The 22,572-nt window shown below is 68.2% G+C and carries 23 protein-coding genes; 18 read left to right on the top strand and 5 right to left on the bottom strand.

All coding sequences use genetic code 11. The features are described from left to right. Window positions 1–111: 111 nt before the first annotated feature. Window positions 112–1,011, bottom strand: a complete 900-nt coding sequence (rsgA, locus tag HNR28_RS04235; RefSeq protein WP_151023820.1) for a ribosome small subunit-dependent GTPase A — start codon at window positions 1,009–1,011, stop codon at window positions 112–114. Beyond that, window positions 1,004–2,248: a M48 family metallopeptidase gene (locus HNR28_RS04230; RefSeq protein WP_043681501.1), complete on the bottom strand. Its 1,245-nt coding sequence runs from the start codon at window positions 2,246–2,248 to the stop codon at window positions 1,004–1,006. Before HNR28_RS04230 ends, rsgA begins: the two co-directional genes overlap by 8 nt. 55 nt (window positions 2,249–2,303) lie before the next feature. Here HNR28_RS04230 and orn point away from each other — a divergent pair, with 55 nt between their 5' ends. The 5 genes from orn to pgsA all read left to right on the top strand — a co-directional run bounded on the left by orn (window position 2,304) and on the right by pgsA (window position 6,895). Further along, window positions 2,304–2,849 (top strand): oligoribonuclease, encoded by a 546-nt coding sequence (gene orn / locus HNR28_RS04225; protein ID WP_043681504.1) that lies wholly within the window; start codon window positions 2,304–2,306, stop codon window positions 2,847–2,849. A gap of 66 nt (window positions 2,850–2,915) precedes the next feature. Further along, window positions 2,916–3,356: a holo-ACP synthase gene (acpS, locus tag HNR28_RS04220; protein WP_249043870.1), complete on the top strand. Its 441-nt coding sequence runs from the start codon at window positions 2,916–2,918 to the stop codon at window positions 3,354–3,356. Further along, window positions 3,353–4,429, top strand: coding sequence for a beta-N-acetylhexosaminidase (gene nagZ / locus HNR28_RS04215; protein WP_151023822.1), 1,077 nt, complete (start codon window positions 3,353–3,355; stop codon window positions 4,427–4,429). Before acpS ends, nagZ begins: the two co-directional genes overlap by 4 nt. Further along, window positions 4,392–6,215, top strand: coding sequence for an excinuclease ABC subunit UvrC (gene uvrC / locus HNR28_RS04210; RefSeq protein ID WP_043681510.1), 1,824 nt, complete (start codon window positions 4,392–4,394; stop codon window positions 6,213–6,215). Before nagZ ends, uvrC begins: the two co-directional genes overlap by 38 nt. Before the next feature lie 110 nt (window positions 6,216–6,325). After that, on the top strand, window positions 6,326–6,895 hold the full coding sequence (gene pgsA / locus HNR28_RS04205) for a CDP-diacylglycerol--glycerol-3-phosphate 3-phosphatidyltransferase (protein WP_043681514.1): 570 nt from the start codon (window positions 6,326–6,328) through the stop codon (window positions 6,893–6,895). 114 nt (window positions 6,896–7,009) lie between these two features. Here the strand turns inward: pgsA and queF are convergent, their stop codons facing one another. After that, window positions 7,010–7,840, bottom strand: a complete 831-nt coding sequence (gene queF, locus HNR28_RS04200) for an NADPH-dependent 7-cyano-7-deazaguanine reductase QueF (RefSeq protein WP_043681518.1) — start codon at window positions 7,838–7,840, stop codon at window positions 7,010–7,012. Between the two features lie 317 nt (window positions 7,841–8,157). Between queF and aceA the strand changes: the two genes are divergently transcribed. The 10 genes from aceA (at window position 8,158) to HNR28_RS04150 (ending at window position 16,313) form a co-directional block, all read left to right on the top strand. After that, on the top strand, window positions 8,158–9,477 hold the full coding sequence (aceA, locus tag HNR28_RS04195; protein WP_151023823.1) for an isocitrate lyase: 1,320 nt from the start codon (window positions 8,158–8,160) through the stop codon (window positions 9,475–9,477). Window positions 9,478–9,756: 279 nt separating this feature from the next. Next, window positions 9,757–10,707: a P-type ATPase gene (locus HNR28_RS04190; protein ID WP_043681523.1), complete on the top strand. Its 951-nt coding sequence runs from the start codon at window positions 9,757–9,759 to the stop codon at window positions 10,705–10,707. Window positions 10,708–10,714: 7 nt separating this feature from the next. Further along, window positions 10,715–10,876: a cbb3-type cytochrome oxidase assembly protein CcoS gene (gene ccoS / locus HNR28_RS04185; protein ID WP_043681526.1), complete on the top strand. Its 162-nt coding sequence runs from the start codon at window positions 10,715–10,717 to the stop codon at window positions 10,874–10,876. An 87-nt stretch (window positions 10,877–10,963) separates the two neighbouring features. After that, entirely contained in the window at window positions 10,964–12,445 is a 1,482-nt protein-coding gene (gene ccoN / locus HNR28_RS04180; protein WP_043681529.1) for a cytochrome-c oxidase, cbb3-type subunit I, read from the top strand. A gap of 12 nt (window positions 12,446–12,457) precedes the next feature. Beyond that, window positions 12,458–13,114, top strand: coding sequence for a cytochrome-c oxidase, cbb3-type subunit II (gene ccoO, locus HNR28_RS04175; protein WP_043681531.1), 657 nt, complete (start codon window positions 12,458–12,460; stop codon window positions 13,112–13,114). Window position 13,115: 1 nt separating this feature from the next. Beyond that, window positions 13,116–13,292, top strand: coding sequence for a cbb3-type cytochrome oxidase subunit 3 (locus HNR28_RS04170; RefSeq protein ID WP_043681534.1), 177 nt, complete (start codon window positions 13,116–13,118; stop codon window positions 13,290–13,292). Further along, window positions 13,285–14,187, top strand: a complete 903-nt coding sequence (gene ccoP, locus HNR28_RS04165; RefSeq protein WP_043681537.1) for a cytochrome-c oxidase, cbb3-type subunit III — start codon at window positions 13,285–13,287, stop codon at window positions 14,185–14,187. Before HNR28_RS04170 ends, ccoP begins: the two co-directional genes overlap by 8 nt. 95 nt (window positions 14,188–14,282) lie before the next feature. Continuing rightward, entirely contained in the window at window positions 14,283–15,788 is a 1,506-nt protein-coding gene (gene ccoG, locus HNR28_RS04160) for a cytochrome c oxidase accessory protein CcoG (protein ID WP_151023824.1), read from the top strand. Between the two features lie 19 nt (window positions 15,789–15,807). Beyond that, entirely contained in the window at window positions 15,808–16,032 is a 225-nt protein-coding gene (locus HNR28_RS04155; RefSeq protein WP_151023825.1) for a hypothetical protein, read from the top strand. Between the two features lie 47 nt (window positions 16,033–16,079). Beyond that, complete coding sequence (locus tag HNR28_RS04150) at window positions 16,080–16,313, top strand: hypothetical protein (RefSeq protein ID WP_043681544.1); 234 nt, start codon at window positions 16,080–16,082, stop codon at window positions 16,311–16,313. A 166-nt stretch (window positions 16,314–16,479) separates the two neighbouring features. Here the strand turns inward: HNR28_RS04150 and HNR28_RS04145 are convergent, their stop codons facing one another. Continuing rightward, window positions 16,480–17,157, bottom strand: a complete 678-nt coding sequence (locus HNR28_RS04145) for a helix-turn-helix domain-containing protein (RefSeq protein ID WP_052355669.1) — start codon at window positions 17,155–17,157, stop codon at window positions 16,480–16,482. A gap of 355 nt (window positions 17,158–17,512) precedes the next feature. Between HNR28_RS04145 and nirK the strand changes: the two genes are divergently transcribed. Beyond that, a complete protein-coding gene (nirK, locus tag HNR28_RS04140; RefSeq protein WP_184142520.1) occupies window positions 17,513–18,919 on the top strand; it encodes a copper-containing nitrite reductase in 1,407 nt (468 codons plus the stop codon). A gap of 135 nt (window positions 18,920–19,054) precedes the next feature. Here nirK and HNR28_RS04135 read toward each other — a convergent pair whose 3' ends face one another. Next, window positions 19,055–21,058, bottom strand: a complete 2,004-nt coding sequence (locus tag HNR28_RS04135; protein ID WP_052355670.1) for a ligand-gated channel protein — start codon at window positions 21,056–21,058, stop codon at window positions 19,055–19,057. 433 nt (window positions 21,059–21,491) lie between these two features. Here HNR28_RS04135 and HNR28_RS04130 point away from each other — a divergent pair, with 433 nt between their 5' ends. After that, on the top strand, window positions 21,492–22,028 hold the full coding sequence (locus HNR28_RS04130) for a MarR family winged helix-turn-helix transcriptional regulator (protein ID WP_043681550.1): 537 nt from the start codon (window positions 21,492–21,494) through the stop codon (window positions 22,026–22,028). After that, window positions 22,025–22,561, top strand: a complete 537-nt coding sequence (ectA, locus tag HNR28_RS04125; RefSeq protein ID WP_170288407.1) for a diaminobutyrate acetyltransferase — start codon at window positions 22,025–22,027, stop codon at window positions 22,559–22,561. The genes HNR28_RS04130 and ectA overlap by 4 nt, the downstream gene beginning before the upstream one ends. The last annotated feature ends 11 nt before the right edge of the window (window positions 22,562–22,572 follow it).

Genomic DNA, 22,572 nt, shown 5'->3' with positions numbered 1-22,572 from the left:
TCGAGGCCCCCATTTTGTGACAACCCGGACCCTCGGACCAGGGTCGCAGCGGGAATCGGCGTTGCGCCCATGGCCCGGTTCCAGGGGAGGGCTCAACCGGAATCGCAGACGCTAATACCGCTTTCCCGCCTCGTTTTCCGCCAGGATGCGCATGTAGAGGGCGTGGCGCTCGGCGCGCACCTCGCCGCGCGCGACGGCCGCCAGCACGCCGCAGCCCGGTTCGTGGCGGTGGGTGCAGTTGTAGAAGCGGCATTCGGCGATCGGCCCGGCGAATTCCGGGAAGCCCTGCTCGATGTCGTGGGCGCTCAGGTGCTGCAGGCCGAAGGCCTGGAAGCCGGGCGAGTCGATCAGGCCGCCGCCTCCGGGCAGGGCGTAGCGCTGCGTGCGGGTGGTGGTGTGGCGGCCGGTGCCCAGGGCCTCGGAATGCGCCTGGGTCGCCGCCAGGGCCTCGGGCACCAGCGCGTTGAGCAGGGTGGACTTGCCCATGCCGCTCTGGCCCAGCAGCAGCGTGAGGCGGCCCTGCAGGCGGGGGGCCAGCAGGGCGCGCACCTGGGCCGCGTCCAGGGCGCTGAGCATGATGACCGGCGTGCCCAGCGATTCGACGGTCGCCAGCCGCGCGCGGGCGGCGGCGGCGCCGGGCAGGTCGGCCTTGTTCAGCACGATGAGCGCCGGCACGCCGGCGCTGGCGGCCGCCACCAGGGCGCGGCCGGTCAGGTCGTCGGAGAACCCGGGGTCGGAGGCCAGCACCAGCAGCAGCTGGTCGATGTTGGCGGCGAACTGCTTGCTGCGCTGGGCGTCGGAACGGTAGAACAGGTTGCGGCGCGGCAGGATGTCGAGGATGACGCCTTCCTGGCGGCCCTCGGGGCGCACGCGCACCCGGTCGCCCACGGCCGGACCGGCCTTCTTGCCGCGCGTGTAGCATTGGCGCTGGCCGCCGCCGTCGATCTCGACGTCGTAGTGGCGGCCATGAGCGGCGATGACGAGGCCCTGCAGCGCGGCGGGTTCAGGCATCGCGCAGGTGCGCGATGCGCACGGGGGCCGGCGGGTGGCTGTCGTACCAGGCCGAATGGATCGGATCCGGCGTCAGCGTGGCGGCGTTGTCGTCGTAGAGCTTGACCAGCGCGCTGGAGAGCGGCGCCGCGCCGCATTGCCGCACCGCGTAGCGGTCGGCCTGGAATTCGTCGCGCCGCGACAGCAGGCTGGCGATGGGCGTGGACCAGAACGTCAGCACCGGCAGGGCCAGCATGAACAGCACCAGGGCCAGGCCGTCGTTGGGCCGGCCCAGTTGCGGGACGACGCCCAGGCCGGTGTAGAACCAGAGCTGGGTGGACAGCCACGCCAGCAGGTGCAGCAGCACGCCGGCCGCGGCGAAGCTGATGACGATGCGCCGCAGGATGTGGCGGTGGGCGAAATGGCCCAGTTCGTGGGCCAGGACCGCCTCGACCTCGTCGGTGTTCAGGCGCGCGAGCAGGGTGTCGAAGAACACGATGCGGCGGTGGCGGCCGAAGCCGGTGAAATAGGCGTTGCCGTGGGCGGAGCGGCGCGAGCCGTCCATGACGAACAGGCCCGACAGGCCGAAGTGGCAGCGCTTGGCCAGGGCGTGGATGCGCTGGGCGAGCTCGGGGTCGTCCAGCGGGGTGAAGCGGTTGAACAGCGGGGCGATGAAGCTCGGGTACAGCCACAGCACGAGCAGGTTGAAGCCCACCCACACGCCCCAGGCCCACCAGGCCCAGTCGGTGCCGGCCGATTCCATGATCCACAGGATGGCGGCCAGCAGCGGGGCGCCCAGCACCAGGGTGACGGCCAGCATCTTCAGGGCGTCGGTGACGAACAGGCGGGGCGTCATGCGGTTGAAGCCGAAGCGGGCCTCCAGGCGGAAGGTGCGCCAGGCGGAGAAGACCAGCCCGACGGTGCCCAGCAGGGCCAGTACGACGCCCACCAGGGCCATCTGGCGCCAGAGCTCGGATTCGATGAGGCGGCCCAGGGCCAGGTCCAGGGCTTGCAGGCCGCCCAGCAGGGTCAGGCCCAGCAGCACGGCGGCCTCGACGATGCGTTCGATCATGGCGAGCTGGCAGCGCGCCACGGTGTAGTCGGCGGCGCGCTGATGGCTGTGCAGGCCGACGCGGTCGGCGAAGGCCGCGGGGACCGTGTCGCGGTGCGCCAGCACGTGACGGATCTGCCGGCGCGCCAGCCAGTAGCGCAGCAGCAGGTCACCCACCAGGCAGGCGAGAAACAGGAGGGTCAGCATGTCCGTCCGGCCAATGTGCGAAAATCGATTCTTTGCTAGCAGAGGATTATAGGATATGGCCGCGAACGATCAGCGCCTGATCTGGCTGGACATGGAAATGTCCGGCCTGGATCCCGAAAAGGAACGCATCCTGGAGATCGCCATGGTCGTCACCGAGCCCGACCTGACCCCGGTGGCGCAGGCGCCGGTGCTGGTGATCCACCAGGACGCCGCCGTGCTGGACGGCATGGACAAATGGAACCAGTCCACCCACGGCAAGAGCGGCCTGATCGACAAGGTCAAGGCCTCGACTCTGACCGAATCGCAGGCCGAGGACATCCTGCTGGAATTCCTGGCCCCGCTGGTGCCGGCCGGCAAGTCGCCGATGTGCGGCAACACCATCGGCCAGGACCGCCGCTTCATGGTCAAATACATGCCCCGGCTGGAAGCCTATTTCCATTACCGCAACCTGGACGTCAGCACGCTCAAGGAACTGTCCCTGCGCTGGAAGCCCGAGGTCTACCGCAGCTTCGTCAAGGCGAGCAAGCACGAGGCGCTGGCCGACATCCAGGAATCGATCGACGAACTCAAGCATTACCGGGAACATTTCATCCGGCTGTGACGCCCGCCGGGCCGCCCGCGCGGCGGCCCGCGCAGCGTTCCACCGCCGTTTCTTCGGAGCCTGTCCGTGTCCAGTGCAGCCATCGCCGGCATCGGCACCGACCTGCTGCGGGTCGAGCGCATCGAGCGCATCTACGCGCGGCACGGCGACCGCTTCGTGCGCCGCATCCTGGGCGCCGACGAGCAGCTCGTCCATCGACGCCGCCGGGCGCGCGATCCGCGCCGCGGCATCCTCTACCTGGCGACCCGCTTCGCGGCCAAGGAAGCCTTCTCCAAGGCCATCGGGCTGGGCATCCACATGCCCATGACCTGGTCCCGGGTGCAGATCCTGAACCGGCCCGGCGGCGCGCCCGAAATCCGCTTGTCCGGCCCCCTGGCCGACTGGTACGCCGTCCGTTTCGGCCGGGCGCACGTGTCCATGACCGACGAGGCCGACATGGTGGCGGCCTTCGTCGTGATCGAGGCCCTGCCCGCCGGACTCCACCCCAAGGAAAGCACCGCATCATGACCCCGCACCAGCACACGCATTCCGGCGGCGGCGCCGCCATGCCTCCGGGCCCCGTCATGGTCGACGTGGCCGGGCTCGAACTGAGCGGGGCCGAGCGCGCGCGCCTGCGCCACCCGCAGGTCGGCGGCGTGATCCTGTTCGCGCGCAATTTCTCCGACCGGGCCCAGCTCGCGGCCCTGTGCGCCGCCATCCACGGCGCGCGCGACGAACCCCTGCTGATCGCCGTGGACCACGAAGGCGGCCGGGTGCAGCGCTTCCGCACGGACGGCTTCACCCCGCTGCCGGCGATGCGGATCTTCGGCCAGTGGTACGACCGCGACCCCCAGGCCGCCCTGCGCGCGGCCACCGAGACCGGCTTCGTGCTGGCGAGCGAACTGCGCGCCTGCGGCGTGGATTTCAGCTTCACGCCGGTGCTGGACCTGGATTACGGCGTCAGCCAGGTGATCGGCAACCGGGCGCTGCACGAGGACCCGGCCGTCGTGGCCCTGCTGGCCCGCGCGCTGATCCAGGGCCTGTCCCAGGCCGGCATGGCGGCCTGCGGCAAGCACTTCCCGGGCCACGGCGCGGTGGCGGCCGATTCCCACCTGGCGATTCCCGTGGACGACCGGCCGCTGGAAGACATCCTGGAGGCGGACGCGGCGCCGTACCGCTGGCTGGGCGACCTGGCCCTGCCGGCCGTGATGCCGGCCCACGTCATCTATCCCCGGGTCGCGCCCGAGCCGGCCGGCTTCTCGCGCCGCTGGGTGACCGACATCCTGCGCGGCCGGATGGAATACGACGGCGTGGTGTTCTCCGACGACCTCACCATGGAAGGCGCGAGCGTGGCCGGCGACATCCGCGCCCGGGCCCTGGCCGCGCTGGCGGCCGGCTGCGACATGGTGCTGGTCTGCAACCGTCCCGACCTGGCCGACGAGCTGCTGGCGGCCCTGGCCGGCCGGTCGCCGGACCCCCAGGCCGCGCGCCGCATCCGGCGGCTGATGCCGTCCCGGCCCGCGCCCGACTGGACGGGGCTGCTGTCCGATCCGAGGTATCTCCGTGCCCGAAGCCTTCGATCTGAAAACCTTTCTATCTGATCTGCCGCACCTGCCGGGGGTCTACCGCCACATCGACGCCCAGGGCGAGGTCCTGTACGTCGGCAAGGCGCGCGACCTGAAGCGCCGCGTCAGCTCGTATTTCCAGAAGTCCGGCCACGGCCCGCGCATCGAGCACATGCTGGCGCGCGTGGCGCGCACCGAGATCACGGTCACGCGCACCGAGGCCGAGGCGCTGATCCTGGAAAACAACCTGATCAAGCGCCTCAAGCCGCGCTACAACATCCTCTTCCGGGACGACAAGTCCTACCCCTACCTGCACATCACCGCGCACGAGATCCCGCGCATCGTGTACTACCGGGGCAGCACCCACGGCCCGGGCCGCTTCTTCGGCCCCTATCCCAATTCCTGGGCGGTGCGCGAGACCATCCAGATCCTGCAGAAGGTCTTTCGCCTGCGCACCTGCGAGGACAGCGTCTACGCCCACCGCACGCGTCCGTGCCTGCTCTACCAGATCGGCCGCTGCTCGGCGCCCTGCGTCAACCTGATCTCGCCCGAGGACTACCGGGCCGACGTCGAGCGCGCCATCCGCTTCCTGGAAGGCCGGGCGAGCGAGGTCATGGACGACATCGAGCGGCGCATGACCGCCGCCGCCGAGCGCCAGGACTTCGAGCAGGCCGCCGTGCTGCGCGACCAGATGCGCGCGCTGGCCAAGGTCCTGCAGCAGCAGACCATGGAGCAGGTGGGCGACGACAGCGTCGACGTCATCGCGGTGGAGCCCGCGGGCGGGCGCGTGTGCGTCAACCTGGCGATGGTGCGGGCCGGGCGGCACCTGGGCGACAAGCCGCTGTTCCCCACCCAGGCGCAGGACGAATCCCCCGAGGAGGTGCTGAGCGCCTTCGTGGCGCAGCACTATGCCGACAACCCGGCCCCGCCCGTGCTGGTGTGCTCGCACGCCCTGTCCGACCCCGACCTGCCGGCGCTGCTGGCCGAGCAGCACGGCCACCGCATCCGCGTGCTGACCCGGCCCCAGGGCGCGCGCCGCGCCTGGCTGGAGCAGGCCCAGCGCAATGCCCGGATGGCGCTGGCGCAGCGCCTGTCCGAATCCAGCGCGCGCGAGGCGCGCACCCGGGCGCTGGCCGTGGAGCTGGACCTGGACACGGACGACGCCGCGCTCGACGCCCTGCACATCGAGTGCTTCGACATCAGCCATACCTCGGGCGAGGCGACCCAGGCGTCCTGCGTGGTGTACCGCCACCACGCCATGCAGACCTCGCTGTACCGGCGCTTCAACATCGCCGGCATCGAGCCGGGCGACGACTACGCCGCCATGCGCCAGGCGCTGACGCGGCGCTACGCGCGGGTGGCCGACGGCGAGACCGAGATGCCCGACGTGGTGCTGATCGACGGCGGCGAGGGCCAGGTCGGGGTCGCGCGCCAGGTCTTCGTCGAGCTGGGCCTGGACGTCAGCCGCATCGTCGGGGTGAAGAAGGGCGACCACCGCAAGGTCGGCCTGGAGACCCTGGTCTTCGTCGACGGCCGCCCGCCGGTGGCGCTGGGGGTGGAATCGGCCGCCCTGATGCTGGTGGCGCAGATCCGCGACGAGGCCCACCGCTTCGCCATCACCGGCATGCGCGCCCGGCGGGCCAAGGCGCGCAACGTTTCGCGCCTGGAGGACATCGAGGGCGTGGGCAAGCAGCGGCGCCAGAACCTGCTGGCGCGCTTCGGCGGCTTCAGCGGGGTGGCCGACGCCAGCATCGACGAACTGCGCAGCGTCGAGGGGATCTCGGAAGCCCTGGCCGAGCGCATCTACCACGCGCTGCGGTAGGGGCGCCGCGCATTTCGCCGGGCCTGGCGGCTGCATGGGGCGTGCCGCGGGCCGGGGGCGGGCCAGTGTGCGGGCGGCGGGCGGTTCCTTCAGGTAGTATTACGCTTATCATGCCGCTCAATATCCCCATCGCCCTGACCTGGCTGCGCATCGCCATGATCCCCCTGATCGTGGGGCTGTATTACCTGCCGGACGCCTGGACCGGATCCGGCTGGCGCGACACGGCCGCCGCCCTGGCCTTCATCGTGGCCGCCGTCACCGACTGGCTCGACGGCTGGCTGGCGCGGCGCTGGAACCAGACCTCGGCCTTCGGCGCGTTCCTGGACCCGGTGGCCGACAAGCTGATGGTCTGCGCGGCGCTGCTGATCCTGCTGAACCTGGACCGCGTCGATTCCCTCATCGCCCTGGTGATCATCGGCCGGGAAATCACCATTTCCGCCCTGCGCGAATGGATGGCGAAGATCGGCGCCAGCAGCAGCGTAGCGGTCCACTGGCTGGGCAAGTTCAAGACCGCCGCGCAGATGGTCGCCATCCCCTGCCTGCTGTACTGGCAGCCCCTGGAAGGCGTGCCCACCCACATCGTCGGCGAAGTCCTGATCGTGATCGCCGCCATCCTCACGGTCTGGTCGATGTGCTACTACCTGAAAAAGGCCTGGCCGGAGATCCGCGACCGGTCCTAGGCCGCCCCGGGGCGGGCCGCGCCGCCCGCCTCTCCAGGCGTGCGGCCCGCGCTTCCGGCATTCCTCGCCATCCCCGGCGCCCTTCGGCGCGCCCGGCGCGCTTCCGGTGCCTCTTTACTGCCGCAGCGTGCGCGTCTGGCCGATGTCGGTGGGCTGGTGGCTGGCCCGCCAGGGATTGATGTCCAGCCCGCCGCGCCGGGTGTAGCGCGCGTAGACCAGCAGTTCCTCGGGCGCGCAGCGCCGCATGATTTCCCCGTAGATCTTTTCCACGCACAGCTCGTGGAATTCCTGGTGCTGGCGCAGGGACACGATGTAGCGCAGCAGCCCGGCGTGGTCGATGCGCGGGCCGGCGTAGCGGATCTGCAGGCTGGCCCAGTCCGGCTGCCCGGTCACGGGACAGTTGGATTTCAGCAGCTCGGACACCAGGACCTCGCGCACGAAGGGGGCGGGCTCCGACAGCACCAGGCTGTCGGGCCGCGGCGTCCGGCCGGCCTCGAAATCCAGGTCCTGGTCGTCGATGCAGGTGCCGCGCAGCGGCGCGCAGCTGAGCTCGAAGGCCGGGCGCACCGACAGGATCTCCACGTGCACCGGTTTGCCGCAGGCGCGCGACAGGTCGGTGTGCAGGCGCTGGCGCACGATGTCCGCGTACTCGAAGCGTTCCTCGTTGTAGCTGTTCAGGTAGAGCTTGAGCGACTTGGATTCGATCAGGCTGGGGCTGTCCATCGGGACGGTGAAGCGGCCGATCGCCACGACCGGCTTGCCCTTGGCGTTCAGCCAGGACAGCTCGTAGGCGTTCCAGATGTCGGCACCATGGGTCGCCTGGGGCAGGTCCAGCCCGGCGCGTGTGTCGGCGCGGGCGATGGGAAACAGCAGGGCCGGGTCGTAGTGGGCCGAACCCGGGGTGGAGCGTCCCAGTGGGCTGGCGGAAAGGGAATCGGGGTTCATGGCGTGGGGAAAAGACGGTCTGGTGTCCCGCAGGGGGGACGGCGCTCCCATTCTACCGCCGCCGCCCGCGCCGCCCGGGTCGTTTTTCACATGATGGCATTTTTATTTCATGATGTGAAAGAGAAATGCTGCGCTGCCCTTTCCCCCTTTTCATTGTCAGAAATATAATTTCATGACATGGAATAAAAATGTTAACAATATGATTATAAAGAGAAAAATTTTCTATCTTATATAAGATAGAAGTCATGTGTGCAGCGCATCATCGGCGTAGACTGTTTCCCATCGACGATCCATTTTTTCTTCTCAGGAGCATCATCATGACCTCTCGCGAAACCGAAGTGCGCAATCTGCAACGCAGCTGGGCCGAGGACGCCCGCTGGCAAGGCATCAAGCGGGGCTACGGCGCCGACGAAGTGGTGCGGCTGCGCGGCTCGGTGGTGGTGGAGCACACGCTGGCGCGCCGCGGCGCCGAACGGCTGTGGGATCTGTTGCACACCGAGGACTTCGTCAACGCGCTGGGCGCGCTGACCGGCAACCAGGCCATGCAGCAGGTCAAGGCCGGCCTGAAGGCCATCTACCTGTCGGGCTGGCAGGTGGCGGGCGATGCCAACAACGCCGGCGAAATGTACCCGGATCAGTCGCTGTACCCGGCCAACTCCGTGCCCAGCGTGGTCAAGCGCATCAACAACACGCTGACCCGCTGTGACCAGATCCAGTGGATGGAAGGCAAGAACCCGGGCGACGCCGGCTACATCGATTACTTCGCCCCGATCGTGGCCGACGCCGAAGCCGGCTTCGGCGGCGTGCTGAACGCCTTCGAGCTGATGAAGTCCATGATCGAGGCGGGCGCCGCCGGCGTGCACTTCGAGGACCAGCTGGCCTCCGTGAAGAAATGCGGCCACATGGGCGGCAAGGTGCTGGTGCCCACCCGCGAGGCCGTGGCCAAGCTGGTGTCGGCCCGCCTGGCGGCCGACGTGCTGAACGTGCCGACCCTGCTGGTGGCGCGCACCGACGCCGAGGCCGCCGACCTGCTCACCAGCAACATCGACGAGAACGACGCGCCCTTCGTCACCGGCGAGCGCACCGTGGAAGGCTTCTACCGCACTCGCGCCGGCCTGGACCAGGCGATTTCCCGCGGCCTGGCCTACGCGCCCTACGCCGACCTGATCTGGTGCGAGACCTCCACGCCCAACCTGGAATACGCGCGCAAGTTCGCCGAGGCCGTCCACCGCCAGTTCCCGGGCAAGATGCTGGCCTACAACTGCTCGCCCTCGTTCAACTGGAAGAAGAACCTGGACGACGCCACGGTGGCCAAGTTCCAGCGCGAGCTGGGCGCCATGGGCTACAAGTTCCAGTTCATCACGCTGGCCGGCTTCCACGCCCTGAACTACAGCATGTTCGAGCTGGCCCACGGCTACGCCCGCACCCAGATGAGCGCCTTCGTGGAACTGCAGCAGAAGGAATTCGCCGCGGCGGACAAGGGCTTCACCGCGGTCAAGCACCAGCGCGAAGTGGGCGTGGGCTATTTCGACGCCGTGACCCAGACCATCGAGGGCGGCCAGTCGTCCACCACGGCGCTGACCGGCTCGACCGAGGAAGCCCAGTTCGACCAGGCGCATGAAACCCAGGTGGCCTGATCCCGGGCGGCCTGAACGCAGAGAGACGAGTTGAGAGAGGGCAGGGATGGGCCCGGGCGCGGATGAGTCCTCCTGAGGACGGGTCCGCGCCAGGCGAATCCGAGCGGCCTGCGGGCCGCGAGGAGGAGCGAGGGGCTCCCCTGCGGTGTGCTTTCGGGAAGGCGGATGCCTTCCCGTTTTTTTTGGGTGCCTGGCGGGTCCCGGGCCGTGGCCGGGGTGAAAAATAAGTTTTGATCTGTATCAAGGTTCACATCCCGGCTCGTGGCTATAGTCCACCCCATGCGCAGCCCCTCTCTATTCACCCCTCCGCCGAACATGTCCGATGCCATGCGCCGCGCCCGGCGGCACATGCTCGCCCGCACCGGGCTGGCCTGGCTGGTGATGATGCAGGTCATGATGCTGGCCTTCCCGGGGTACCTGCGCCACGGCGCGCGCGCGCCCGACGCCCAGCAGTCCCTGGAGCAGGCCATCGTGCTGATGAACTGGCTCAGCCTGGTGCTCTGCGTCCCGCTGGTCCTGTACTGTGCCTGGCCAGTGTGGCGCGGCGCCTGGCGCTCGCTGTCGCGGCGGCGCATCGGCATGGACGTGCCCGTGGCGCTGGGCATCCTCGCCGCCTTCGTGCCCAGCGTGGCCGCCACCTGGCGCGACACGGGCGAAGTCTATTTCGATTCGGTGTCCATGTTCGTGGCCTTCCTGCTGACGGCCCGTTTCCTGGAGACCTGTGCCCGGCAGGCCGTCAGCGGCCAGTCCCCCGAGGCCCGGGACGCCGCGCTGCTGCGCTCGGCCGACCGCCTGGCCTTCTGGTTCGTCTGCGCGCAGATCCTGCTGGCCGCCGCCGTCGGCCTGTACTGGTGGCACGCGCAGCCCGGCCAGGCCCTCGCCGTGACGGTCGCCCTGCTGGTCATAAGCTGTCCCTGTGCGCTCTCCATGTCGGTGCCGGCCGCCCTGGCCGCCCGCCATGCGGCGCGCCTGCGCGCGGGCGCGGACGGGGTGCGCGACCCCGCCGCGCTGGATCGCGCCATGCGGCGCATCGCGCGCCAGAATCTCCATGGATCCCTCGCCTGGCATCTGCTGATGGCGCCGCTGGCGGCCGTCGGCTGGGTGCAGCCCTGGGTGGCCGCCATCACCATGCTGCTGTCCTCCCTGGCCGTCGCGGCCAACGCCTGGCGCCTGGTGCGCCCGGCCGGCGGCGGCGTGGCCGGGCGGCGGGCGGCCGCCCAGCCCGTCTGAGGCCGCCATGGACGCGCTGTTCCTGCTTCTGCCGATTTCCCTGCTGTTCGTCCTGGGAATCGGCGTGGCGTTCTGGTGGGCGATCTTCGCCGGCCAGTTCGACGACACCCGGGATGCGGCCTCCGCCATCCTGGACGATGACGATCACGCCCACCCCGGGGGGCCTTGACCTAAATCAAGGAGGTTTCGAGGCGGGTAGGGGATTATTCAGCTTTTCAAAAATTCACTTATTAACCTTGTTCTGAGGGGAACGCTTATGGGCACGACCGGTACAGCCGGAACACCGGCCGAAACCTTCAATTACGGCGTCGTCCGACAGTTCACCATCGCCACGATCTTCTGGGGCGTGGTGGGCATGGCTGTCGGCGTGCTGATCGCTTCGCAGCTGATCTGGCCGGAACTGAACTTCAACACGCCGTGGCTCAGCTACGGGCGGCTGCGGCCGCTGCACACCAACGGGGTGATCTTCGCCTTCGGCGGCAGCGCCCTGTTCGCCACGTCCTACTACGTCGTGCAGCGTACCTGTCAGGTCCGCCTGTTCTCCGACAAGCTCGCCGCCTTCACCTTCTGGGGCTGGCAGGCCGTGCTGGTCGGGGCGGTGATCACCCTGCCCCTGGGCTATACCTCGACCAAGGAATACGCCGAACTCGAATGGCCCATCGACATCCTGATCACGCTGGTCTGGGTGGCCTACGCCATCGTGTTCTTCGGCACCATCGCCAAGCGCCGCGTCAGGCACATCTACGTGGCGAACTGGTTCTTCGGGTCCTACATCCTGACGATCGCCCTCCTGCACATCTTCAACAACCTCGAACTGCCGGTGTCGCTGTGGAAGTCCTATTCCGCCTACGCCGGCGTGCAGGACGCCATGGTGCAGTGGTGGTACGGCCACAACGCCGTGGGCTTCTTCCTGACCACCAGCTTCCTGGGCATGATGTACTACTTCGTGCCCAAGCAGGCCGGCCGCCCGATCTATTCCTACCGCCTGTCGATCGTGCACTTCTGGGCGCTGGCCTTCACCTACATGTGGGCCGGTCCGCACCACCTGCTGTACACCTCGCTGCCCGACTGGACCCAGTCGCTGGGCATGGCGTTCTCGCTGATCCTGCTCGCGCCGTCCTGGGGCGGGATGATCAACGGCATCATGACCGTCTCGGGCGCCTGGCACAAGCTGCGCACCGACCCGATCCTGAAGTTCCTGGTGGTGGCGCTGTCCTTCTACGGCATGGCGACCTTCGAGGGCTCCATGATGTCCATCCGCACGGTCAACGCGCTGTCGCACTACACCGACTGGACGGTCGGCCACGTGCACGCCGGCGCCCTGGGCTGGGTGGCGATGATCACCTTCGGCTCGCTGTACTACCTGATCCCGCGCCTGTACGGCCGCGAAAGCATGGCCCGCCCGGACTACATCAACCTGCACTTCTGGCTGGCGACGCTGGGCGTGGTGCTGTACATCGCCGCGATGTGGATCGCCGGCGTGATGCAGGGCCTGATGTGGCGCGCCACGGGCGAGGACGGCATGCTGACCTACAGCTTCGTCGAGGTCGTGAAGTCCACCTACCCGTTCTACACCATCCGCATGATCGGCGGCCTGTTCTTCCTGTCGGGCATGGGCCTGATGGCCTGGAACACCTGGCTGACGGTGCGCGGCCAGCCCCGGGTCAATCCGGTGGTGCCCCTGGAAACCCCGCACGCACACGCCGTTCCCCAAACCGCCGTGCCGGCATCGGCCTAAGGAGTTGTGACCATGTCTGGTACCAAGAAACGCTTCTCCCATGAAATGCTGGAGCGCAACGTCGGCCTGCTGATCTTCTTCAGCATCCTGGTGGTGTCGTTCTCCGGCCTGGTGCAGATCATCCCGCTGTTCTACCAGCACTCCACCACCACGGCGGTCGAGGGCGTCAAGCCCTACGAGGCGCTGCGGCTGGTGGGCCGTGACGTCTACATCCGCGAAGGCTGCGTGGGCTGCCATTCCCAGCAGATCCGCAAGCTGCAGTCCGAAGTCCAGCGCTACGGCCCGTATTCCATCGCCTCGGAATCGGTCTACGACCACCCCTTCCTGTGGGGCTCCAAGCGCACGGGTCCGGATCTTGCCCGCGTCGGCCAGCGCTATTCCGACGAATGGCACCGCATCCACCTGCGCAATCCGCGCGACGTGGTCAAGGAATCCAACATGCCGGCCTATCCCTGGCTGCAGAAGAACTCGGTCGAGGGCGCCGACGTCCAGGAACGCATGAAGGTGCTGCGCACCCTGGGCGTGCCCTACACGGACGAGGACATCGCCGCCGCGCCCGGGCAGCTCAAGGGCAAGACCGAGGAAGACGCGGTCGTGGCCTACCTGCAGGGCCTGGGCGTGGGCGGGCGCGCCGCCGCGCAGCAGTCCATGGTCGACGGAGGGCGCTGAGATGCTCGGCATCATCAACGGGATCGTGACGGCGCTGGGGATGGCGACGTTCCTGGGCATCGTGTGGTGGGCCTGGTCGACGCATCGCGCCGAGGCCAACCGGCAGGCGGCGATGCTGCCCTTCGCCCTGCCCGAGGAATATCAGAACGACAAGAATACCGGGGAATCAAATGAGTGATTTCGTCAGCAGTTTCTGGAGCTACTACATCGCGGTCATCGCCCTGGGCGGGATCGCCTGGTGCGTGTACCTGCTGTTCTCGCAGCGCGCCTGGCTCAAGCGCAACGTCGAGCAGGTCGAGAACACCGGTCACGTCTGGGACGGCGACCTGACCGAGCTGAACAACCCCGTGCCGCGCTGGTGGACGGTGATGTACCTGGGCCTGTGCATCTTCGCGCTGGGCTACCTGGTGCTGTATCCCGGCCTGGGCACCTGGAAGGGCACGCTCGGCTTCACGGCCGGCAAGCAGGTCCTGCAGGAACAGGAAGCGTTCAATGCGCGCATCCAGCCCGTGTACGAGCGCTTCCGCGACATGCCGATCCCGGACATCGCGCGCGACGCCCAGGCGCAGGACATCGGCCAGCGGCTGTTCCTGAACAACTGTGCCCAGTGCCACGGCTCGGACGCCAGGGGCGGCCGCGGCTTCCCCAACCTGACCGACGGCGACTGGCTGTACGGCGGCGCGCCGGAACAGATCCAGCAGACCATCACGGAAGGCCGCCACGGCGTGATGCCGGCCTGGAGCGCGGCGATCAAGCCCGAAGAGGCCTCCGCCATCGCCCAGTACGTCCGCTCGCTGTCGGGGCTGGCGCACGACCCGCTGCGCGTCAATGCCGGCCGGCGCGGCTTCGAGACCTACTGCGTGGCCTGCCACGGCGCCGACGCCAAGGGCAACCAGGCCCTGGGCGCGCCCAACCTGACCGACGACGTCTGGCTGTACGGCAGCTCGGAGGCCACCATCGTCGAGACCATCCTGAAGGGCCGCGACAACCAGATGCCGGCCCAGAAGGAACACCTCACGCCCGAGCAGATCCGCCTGCTGACGGCCTGGGTGTGGAGCCAGTCCAACCGCTAGACCGCCGGCCGGCCCCGCGACGGGGCCGGCCGACCCTCTCATATCAACCATAAGAGCCTGTCACACAGACCAGTCATCCAGGGACCGAGGACATCATGCAGAAGGAACCCCCGCAACAGGCCGCAGCGCAGACGCCGCGCGATGCCCCGGCCTGGCAGCCCGCGCGCAGGATCCGCAAGGGCTCGGGGGGAGGCGCCTCGCCGCAGGTGGAAAAGGCGCTCGCCGAGGTCCGCTCCAAGATCTACCCGCGCTCCGTCCAGGGAAACTTCGCGCGCATCCGCGTGCTGATGGTGTTCCTGACCCAGCTGGTCTTCTACGGCCTGCCCTGGATCGAATGGAACGGCCGCCAGGCGGTGCTGTTCGACCTGGGGGCGCGCAAGTTCTACCTGTTCGGCATGGTGCTGTGGCCCCAGGACGTGATCTACCTGACGGTGCTGCTGGTGCTGTCGGCCTTCGCCCTGTTCCTGTTCACCGCCATGGCCGGGCGGCTGTTCTGCGGCTACGCCTGTCCGCAGACGGTCTACACCGAGCTCTTCATGTGGATCGAGGCCCGGGTCGAAGGCGACCGCCTGGCGCGCATCCGCCTGGACGAGCAGCCCTGGAACCTGCGCAAGCTGCGCATCAAGGCCACCAAGCATTTCCTCTGGGTCGCCCTGGCCCTGTGGACGGGCTATACCTTCATCGGCTATTTCGCGCCGATCCGCGACCTGGGCGCGCACCTGATGGCCTTCGACCTCGGCCCCTGGCAGTGGTTCTGGATGCTGTTCTACGCCTTCGCCACCTGGGGCAACGCCGGCTTCATGCGCGAGGCCGTGTGCAAGTACATGTGCCCCTACGCGCGCTTCCAGAGCGTGATGGTGGACGACGACACCTTCGTCGTGACCTACGACCACGTGCGCGGCGAGCCGCGCGGCGGGCGCTCGCGCAAGATCGACCACAAGGAAGCCGGCATGGGCGACTGCGTGGACTGCAGCCTGTGCGTGCAGGTCTGTCCCACCGGCATCGACATCCGCGACGGCCTGCAGTACATGTGCATCGGCTGCGGCGCCTGCGTCGATGCCTGCGACACGGTGATGGACAAGATGGGCTACGAGCGCGGCCTGATCCGCTACACCTCCGGCAACGCCATCACGGAACGCCTGAGCCAGTCGCAGGTGCGCCGCCGCATGCTGCGTCCCCGCGTGCTGGCCTATTCGGCCCTGCTGGGGGCCATCGCCGTCGCGTTCGTGTTCTCGCTGGCCACGCGCACCACGCTGCGGGTGGACGTGATCCGCGACCGGGGCGCGCTGGGCCGCGAGGTCGCCGGCGGTCTGATCGAGAACGTCTACCGGCTGCAGATCATCAATTCGGACGAAAGCCCGATCGAACTGGACCTGCGCGCCACCGGCGTGCCGGGCCTGGCGCTGCAGACCGCCGACCAGGGCGCCACCCGGGTGCGGGTCGAGGGCTCGGCCACCCGGCTGGTGCCGGTGGTGCTGCGCGCGCCCGCCGACGGGCTCAAGCCCGGCCTGTACGACATCCAGTTCGAGACCCGCGGCGAGCGCGGTTCCGGCGAGGCCGCCTCGGTGATCGAGCAGTCCAGCTTCTATGTACCGAACTAGGTCCCGAGAGGAAAACACCATGACATCGAAGACACGCGAGACGGACGGACTGTCCGAAGGCCAGCCCTGGTGGCGCCATCGCTGGCCCTGGCTGCTGATCCTGGGCCCCGCCGTGGCAGTGGTCGGCTGCGTCATCACCATCGTGCTGGCGTTCCAGTCTTACGGCGATCAGGCTATCATCGATGGCGGGGTCCGGCAGGGCCTGGTCGTGGCCGCGCCCCCGGCCCCGGCGGCGCAGCGCTGAATTCACTGTTCACGTATGGGAGACAGGCCTTGCACGCACGCAATCTGATGTGGATACTCTGGCCGTCCTTTCTCATGGCGGGCGCCGCGAGCGCGGTCGTGTTCGCGCTGGTCGATCCCCTGGACGTCGTGTTCCTGGGATACCTGCGCGCGGGCCGCCTCACGGTGTACACCGTGGGCTTCTTCATTTTCTGGATCATGGCGGCCCTGTCCAGCGCGCTGACGCTGCGCATCGCCCCGCGCGGGGTGGAGCTGGACGAATTCGGCGATCCCGTGGAATAAAGAGCCCCCACGCTGCGCAGCCTACGGCCGCTTGCATCCACCTCGCGGCCTGCATGCCGCTCGGATTCACCAGGCGCAGGCCAGTCCGCAGGGACTGCCCCGCGTCCAGGCTCATCCCCCCGAGGGGGCGCTTTTCGCCTTGGGGCGGCCCGGCGGCGAAAAGGGCCTAGCTGCAGTCGGTGCCCGACAGGGCCTGCAGGCCGGCCATGTCCAGGATGTGGACCTCGCGCTGCTGGACCCGGATCAGGCCCTCGCGGGCGAAGCGCGAGAACAGCCGGCTGACGGTCTCCAGCGTCAGGCCCAGGAAATTGCCGATTTCCTCGCGGCTCATGCGCAGGATGAATTCGTAGGGCGAATAGCCCAGCACCTGCAGGCGCTGGGACAGGTTCAGCAGGAAGGCCGCCAGGCGCTGCTCCGAGCGCAGGCTGCCCAGCGCCAGCAGCAGCTGGTGCGAGCGGCCGATCTCCTTGCTCATCAGGCGGCGCAGCTGGCGCTGCAGCGAAGGCAGCTGGGGCGCCAGCTGGTCCATTTCGTCCAGCCGGATGATGCAGACCTCGGAGTCTTCCAGCGCGATGGCGTGGGACACCTGCTGGTCGGTCATCAGCCCGTCCAGGCCCAGGACTTCGCCGGGCAGCAGGAAGCCGGTGATCTGCACCTGGCCGTTGGCGTCCTCGATCTGGGTCTTGATCGAGCCGGAGCGCAGGCCGTAGATGGCATCGGCGACGTCGCCCTGGCGGTACAGCGTGCCGCCCTTGGGCAGGCGGAAGCGTTCCTTGATCAGCTCGTCCATCTTGGCCACGTCCTGGCGCGTCATGCCCAGCGGCAGGCAGATGGCATTCAGCATGCAGGTGGAACATCGCGTCGACTCGGGCGCCACGGCAATGCGCCGGGGCGCGTTGATCCTGCGGATCGGCCCGGAAGAGGGAGGGTCAGCCAGCAAAATTAGAACCTGCCAAAAAAAATGAGCGCCAGGGAAAGGCCCCTGATCTCGTGAGGGATTATAAGTTCTTTGCCGGAACATTTGGGGTCTGGACTATCCTTTTCCGGCAGGCCGGGCGCGAAACTTGAGATTTGTCGGCTTTTCGCGCCTGTTTCCCCACGCTTGACGGGGTGTTACCGTATAGTAGATTGACAGAGAAAGTGCGGGCCTACAATATCCAGGCAGAAAATATTTCGTCTTCAATCAATCAGGGGAAATCATGAATCTTTTCGGGCGATTGCTGGGCGGCTTCCTGCTGTGCGTGGCCGGCCTGGGGCTGGCGGGTACGGCGTGGGCCGACCATGACGATGCGTCGGGCGGCAGCCAGGCGGTGACCTACAAGCCGGACGTCATCTTCACGCTGCGCACGTCGATCTCCGGCGGCAAGCTGGTGTTCATCGGCGAGCGCGGGCCGATCGCCGATGCGGTCAATCCCGATCTGAAGGTGCCCGAAGGGGCGGTGGTGCAGATCAACCTCATCAACGCCGACGGCGCGACCCACGACATCGCGGTGCCGGAATTCCATGCGCATTCGGACCAGATCTCGGGCAAGAACGCGGCCACGGCCATCGTGTTCCGCGCGGCCAAGAACGGCACCTTCGAATACCTGTGCACGCTGCCGGGCCACAAGGCGGCGGGCATGGTCGGCAAGCTGATCGTGGGCGAACCGTCCCAGGAAGCCAAGGTCGAGGCGCCGCAGATCGCGCACGATCCGTCCATCGTCGGCACGCCGGTGGGCAAGCGCGGGCCGCAGAAGATCACGGTGGACCTGCTCACCACGGAAGTCGAGGGCCGCCTGGGCGACAACAGCACCTACCGCTTCTGGACCTTCAACAACAAGGTGCCGGGGCCGTTCATCCGGGTGCGGGTCGGCGACGACGTCACGGTCAACGTGTCCAACGCCAAGGACAGCACCCACATCCACTCGGTGGACTTCCACGCGGTCACCGGGCCGGGCGGCGGGGCCGCCGTGACCCAGGTGCCGCCGGGCCAGACCAAGTCCTTCTCCTTCAAGGCGCTGCACCCCGGCCTGTTCGTCTACCACTGCGCCACGCCGATGGTGGCCCAGCACATCACCAACGGCATGTACGGCATGATCCTGGTCGAGCCCGAGGGCGGCCTGTCCAAGGTGGACCGCGAGTTCTACGTCATGCAGGGCGAGCTCTACACCGCCCAGGCGCACGGCAGCAGCGGCCTGCAGGAATTCTCGCTGGAGAAGCTGCTGGCGGAAAATCCCGAGCACATGATGTTCAACGGTGCCATGGACTCGCTGACCAAGATCTACAACATGGAATCCAAGGTCGGGGACACGGTGCGGATCTTCTTCGGCGTCGGCGGGCCGAACCTGACCTCCAGCCTGCACCTCATCGGCGAGGTCTTCGACCGCGTCTATGACCAGGCTTCCCTCACCAGCAAGCCCCTGACCGACGTGCAGACGACGCTGGTGCCGCCGGGCGGGGCCACGATGGTGGAGTTCAAGACCGACTACCCGGGCCGCTACATGCTGGTGGACCACGCCCTGTCGCGCATGGAGAAGGGCCTGGCCGGGTTCCTCACCGTGAAGGGCAAGGAAGACCCCGCGATCTTCCACAGCGACGAGCCGATCGACCCGCATTCGGGGCATTGAACCCCGGGGCCATCGATGCCCCGGGGCACCGATCCCCGGGGCATCGGTCCCCCCGGCCGGCTTGCCCGGCCCGGGGGAAAGGCGGCCAAAAAGGCCTCCGCAAGTCCGTTGCGGAGGCCTTTTTTGCAGGGGCCGTCAGAAGCCGACGGTCATCTGCGCCCAGTAGCGGCGGCCGTCGAGCACCGTGTCGAAGTCCTCGTAGTCGATGCGCTTGTCGAGGACGTTGTAGACCCCGACGCCGAAGCTCGTGTGCTTGTTCAGGCGGTAGTTCAGCCCGACGTCGACGAAGGTGTGCGACGGGGTGCCGTCGGCCATGGCGGTGCGGCTCAGGTATTCGGACGTGCGGCCGCGGAAGTTGACCCGCGACCACAGGCCGATGCGTTCCGTGGCGTCCCAGTCCAGGGTCGCGTTGGCCATGTGGCGCGGCATCTTGTTCAGCGGCTGGCCCTCGAACGGCCCGCTCTTCTGCTTCGAGTGGGTATAGGTGTAGTTCGCGGCCAGGCGCAGGCGTTCGGTGACGGACCAGGTCGCGGTGGCTTCCACCCCGCGCATCACGGCCTTGTCCACGTTGATGCGCTCGCTGATGAACTTGTAGCCCTGGTCGCCCGGCTGGACGTGGCAGTTCGGCTGGTTGGCGGGATCCGTGCAGGTGCGGACTTCGGCGATCTTGTCCTTGAAGTCGGTGTTGAACAGGGTGAGGCTGGCGCTCAGGTTGCTGCGGTTGTCCCAGACCACCCCCAGTTCCTGGCTGAGGCTTTTTTCCGGTTTCAGGTCGGGGTTGCCCATGATGATCGCGGGGACGCCGCCGCCGCCGGTAATCTGGCCCCAGTCGGCCACGGCCTGGCGCAGGCCGGGCGCCTTGAAACCGGTGGACACGCCGCCCTTGACGCTGAGCGTGTCGCTCGCGTGCCAGACGCCGTACAGGCGCGGCGTCCAGTGGCTGCCGTAGTGCTCGTCGTGGGTCATGCGCAGCCCGCCCGTCAGGGCGAAGCGTTCCGTCAGCGACCATTCGTCCTCGGCGAACACGGCCCACTGCTTGCGTTCGAGGCGGTTCACGCTGGCGGCGTACTGGTTGCCGCCGTCCCGCAGCTCCTCGCGCAGGAACTGGAAGCCGCCGGTCAGCGTGTGGCTGGCCAGGGGCAGGGTCCATTGGGTGTTGAATTCGGTGTTCGTCAGGAACATGTCGCGGCCGGGGTTGGCCGTTTCGTCGCGCTGGACGTAGGTGTTCGAGGTGGCCCAGCCCCAGCGGCCGGCATGCCGCAGGGAATAGAGGTCGCGCGCGTACTTGGACTCGGACAGGACGTTGGGCGTGCACGCGCCGCGCGCGCAGTTCTCGCGCGCGACCGTCTTGCCGGGCGTGGCGGTGCGCGTCTGCAGGGTGCGGCCGACTTCCGCGACCAGGTCGTGGTCGGCGTTGGGCGTCAGGGTCAGCTTGAGGGTGCCGGAGCGGGTGTCCTGCCGGTTGAAGCCGTTGAGGATCTCGTCCTCCTGGCGGCGGACCTGCTGGCCGTAGAACTGCAGGCCCAGGCGGTCCTCCTGGATGGGGCCCGCCAGATAGACGCTGCCCTGATGGATGTCGCCGGAATCGCGGTCTTCCTGGAAGGTGCCCTCGGCGCGCACGGAGCCGGTCCATTCCTTGTGGACCTTGCGCGTGATGATGTTGATCACTCCGCCCATGGCCTCCGAGCCGTAGAGGGAGGACATCGGGCCGCGGATGACCTCGATGCGTTCGATCGCCTGCAGCGGCGGCAGCCAGCCCTGCTCGATGCCGGCGTTGTCGCTGTTGGGGCGGGTCTCGCGGGAGTTCTGGCGCTTGCCGTCGATCAGGATCAGGGTGTAGGCCGAGGACATGCCGCGGATGCTGATGTCGCTGGAGCTCGCCCCGCCGGTGACGACCACGCCGGGCACGTCCTTCAGGGCGTCGGTGATGTCCCGGTAGGACCGTTTTTCGAGTTCCTCGCGCGGCAGGACGCTGATGGAGGCGGGCGCGTCCTCGACGGCCTGCTCGTAGCCGGTGGCGGTGACGACGACCTGGTCGAGCTGCTTCACGTCGGATTGCGCCGAGGCCGCCAGGGGCAGCAGCCCGGATGGCAGGGCGAGGACGAGGGCGAGCGGAACGGGGCGGAGAATGGGAGGCATGGTGTCGGGGCGCGGGGCCGGATGGGTTGAAAAAGCCGGGTGATCGCCGGGGGACCGCTGGGCGATCGCCGGATGGTGGCCAGGGAAATCGCCGGGTGACCCTCGGACGCTCTTCAAATGAACTTCAGATGGTCTCCAGGCGGTGGTCGGTGTTCGTTCAGCATTCATTCAGGAACATGAATGGGCGAAATGTTAACGAGAATGATTCTTCATAGCAAATATCATTTGAAAATGATGGGTAGTGGATCGATTTACATGGCCTTGTGATGTATCCGGCGGCGTGCCGGAGCGTGCAGCGTCCCGTTCCGGAGAGCGCTTCCTCCCGTTCCGGAGAGCGCCGCTTCCGCTTCCGCTCCCCGTTTCCTGTTGACCCGCATGATTCATGGCCTTATCATTTCAATAGAAATTAATTTCCTGAGGATCTTCCATCGCCATGAACAACCAGACGGATGCGCAGCAGGCCTACGACCTGCGGATCCTGCGGGCCCTGCGCCGCATCACCCGGGCCGTGGCCCTGCATTCCCGGCAGCTGTCGGCCTGCAGCCACATCACCGGCCCCCAGCTGGTCTGCCTGCGGACCGTGATCGAGAAAGGGCCGATGACGGCCACGGCCATCAGCCGCGAAGTCCACGTCAGCGCCAGCACGGTCGTGGGCATCCTCGACCGGCTGGAGGACAAGGGTCTGATCGTGCGCGAGCGCGGCCGCGCCGACCGCCGCATCGTGTTCGTCAGCGCCACCGACGCCGGGCGCGACCTGGCGCGCGACACGCCCTCGCCGCTGCAGCAGAAGCTCGCCGAGGCGCTGCAGGCGCTGCCCGAGCTGGAGCAGGCCACCATCACCCTGTCGCTCGAGCGCGTGGTGGGCCTGATCGAATCCGGCACCGGGCTGGCGCATGCGGCCGATCCGCAGTCCCCCATGCTGGACGTTCCCGTGGGCAGCGTCGCGCCCGAATCCGGGCTGGTGGTTTGACCGCGGGACCGACGCCGGACACCGGGGCGCGGCTGCGCCCGCCGGCCCGCGCGGACGGGCCGGCCCTGCGGGACCTGGTGGCGCGCTGCCCGCCGCTGGACCTGAATTCCGTCTATCTCTACCTGCTCCTGGCGGAGCATTTCTCCGATACCTGCATCCTGGCCGAGGATGCGGCCGGCCTGCTGGGGATGGCGACGGGCTACCGCCCGCCGGGCCGGGACGACACGCTGTTCGTCTGGCAGGTGGCGGTGGATCCCCGGGCGCGCGGCCGGGGACTGGGCCTGGGCATGCTGCTGGGCCTGCTGTCGCGCCGGGCGCCGCGCCCGGCACGCTGGATCGAGACCACGGTGGGGCCCGCAAACCGGGCCTCCCGCAGGCTGTTTTCCCGGCTGGCCGCCCGCCTGGGCGCGCCGCTGGGCGAGACGGCCCTGTTCGACGCCGCGCTGTTCGGCGCGGACGCGCACGAGGCCGAGCCGCTGCTGCGCATCGGCCCGCTCACCCCGCCGGTCCCCGGAGCGGACCGGATTCCATGAACGATGAAAAG

It is taken from the genome of Castellaniella defragrans, from assembly GCF_014203015.1.
Taxonomy (GTDB): Bacteria; Pseudomonadota; Gammaproteobacteria; order Burkholderiales; family Burkholderiaceae_B; genus Castellaniella; species Castellaniella defragrans.
This window is presented reverse-complemented; position numbering and strand designations above follow the sequence as displayed.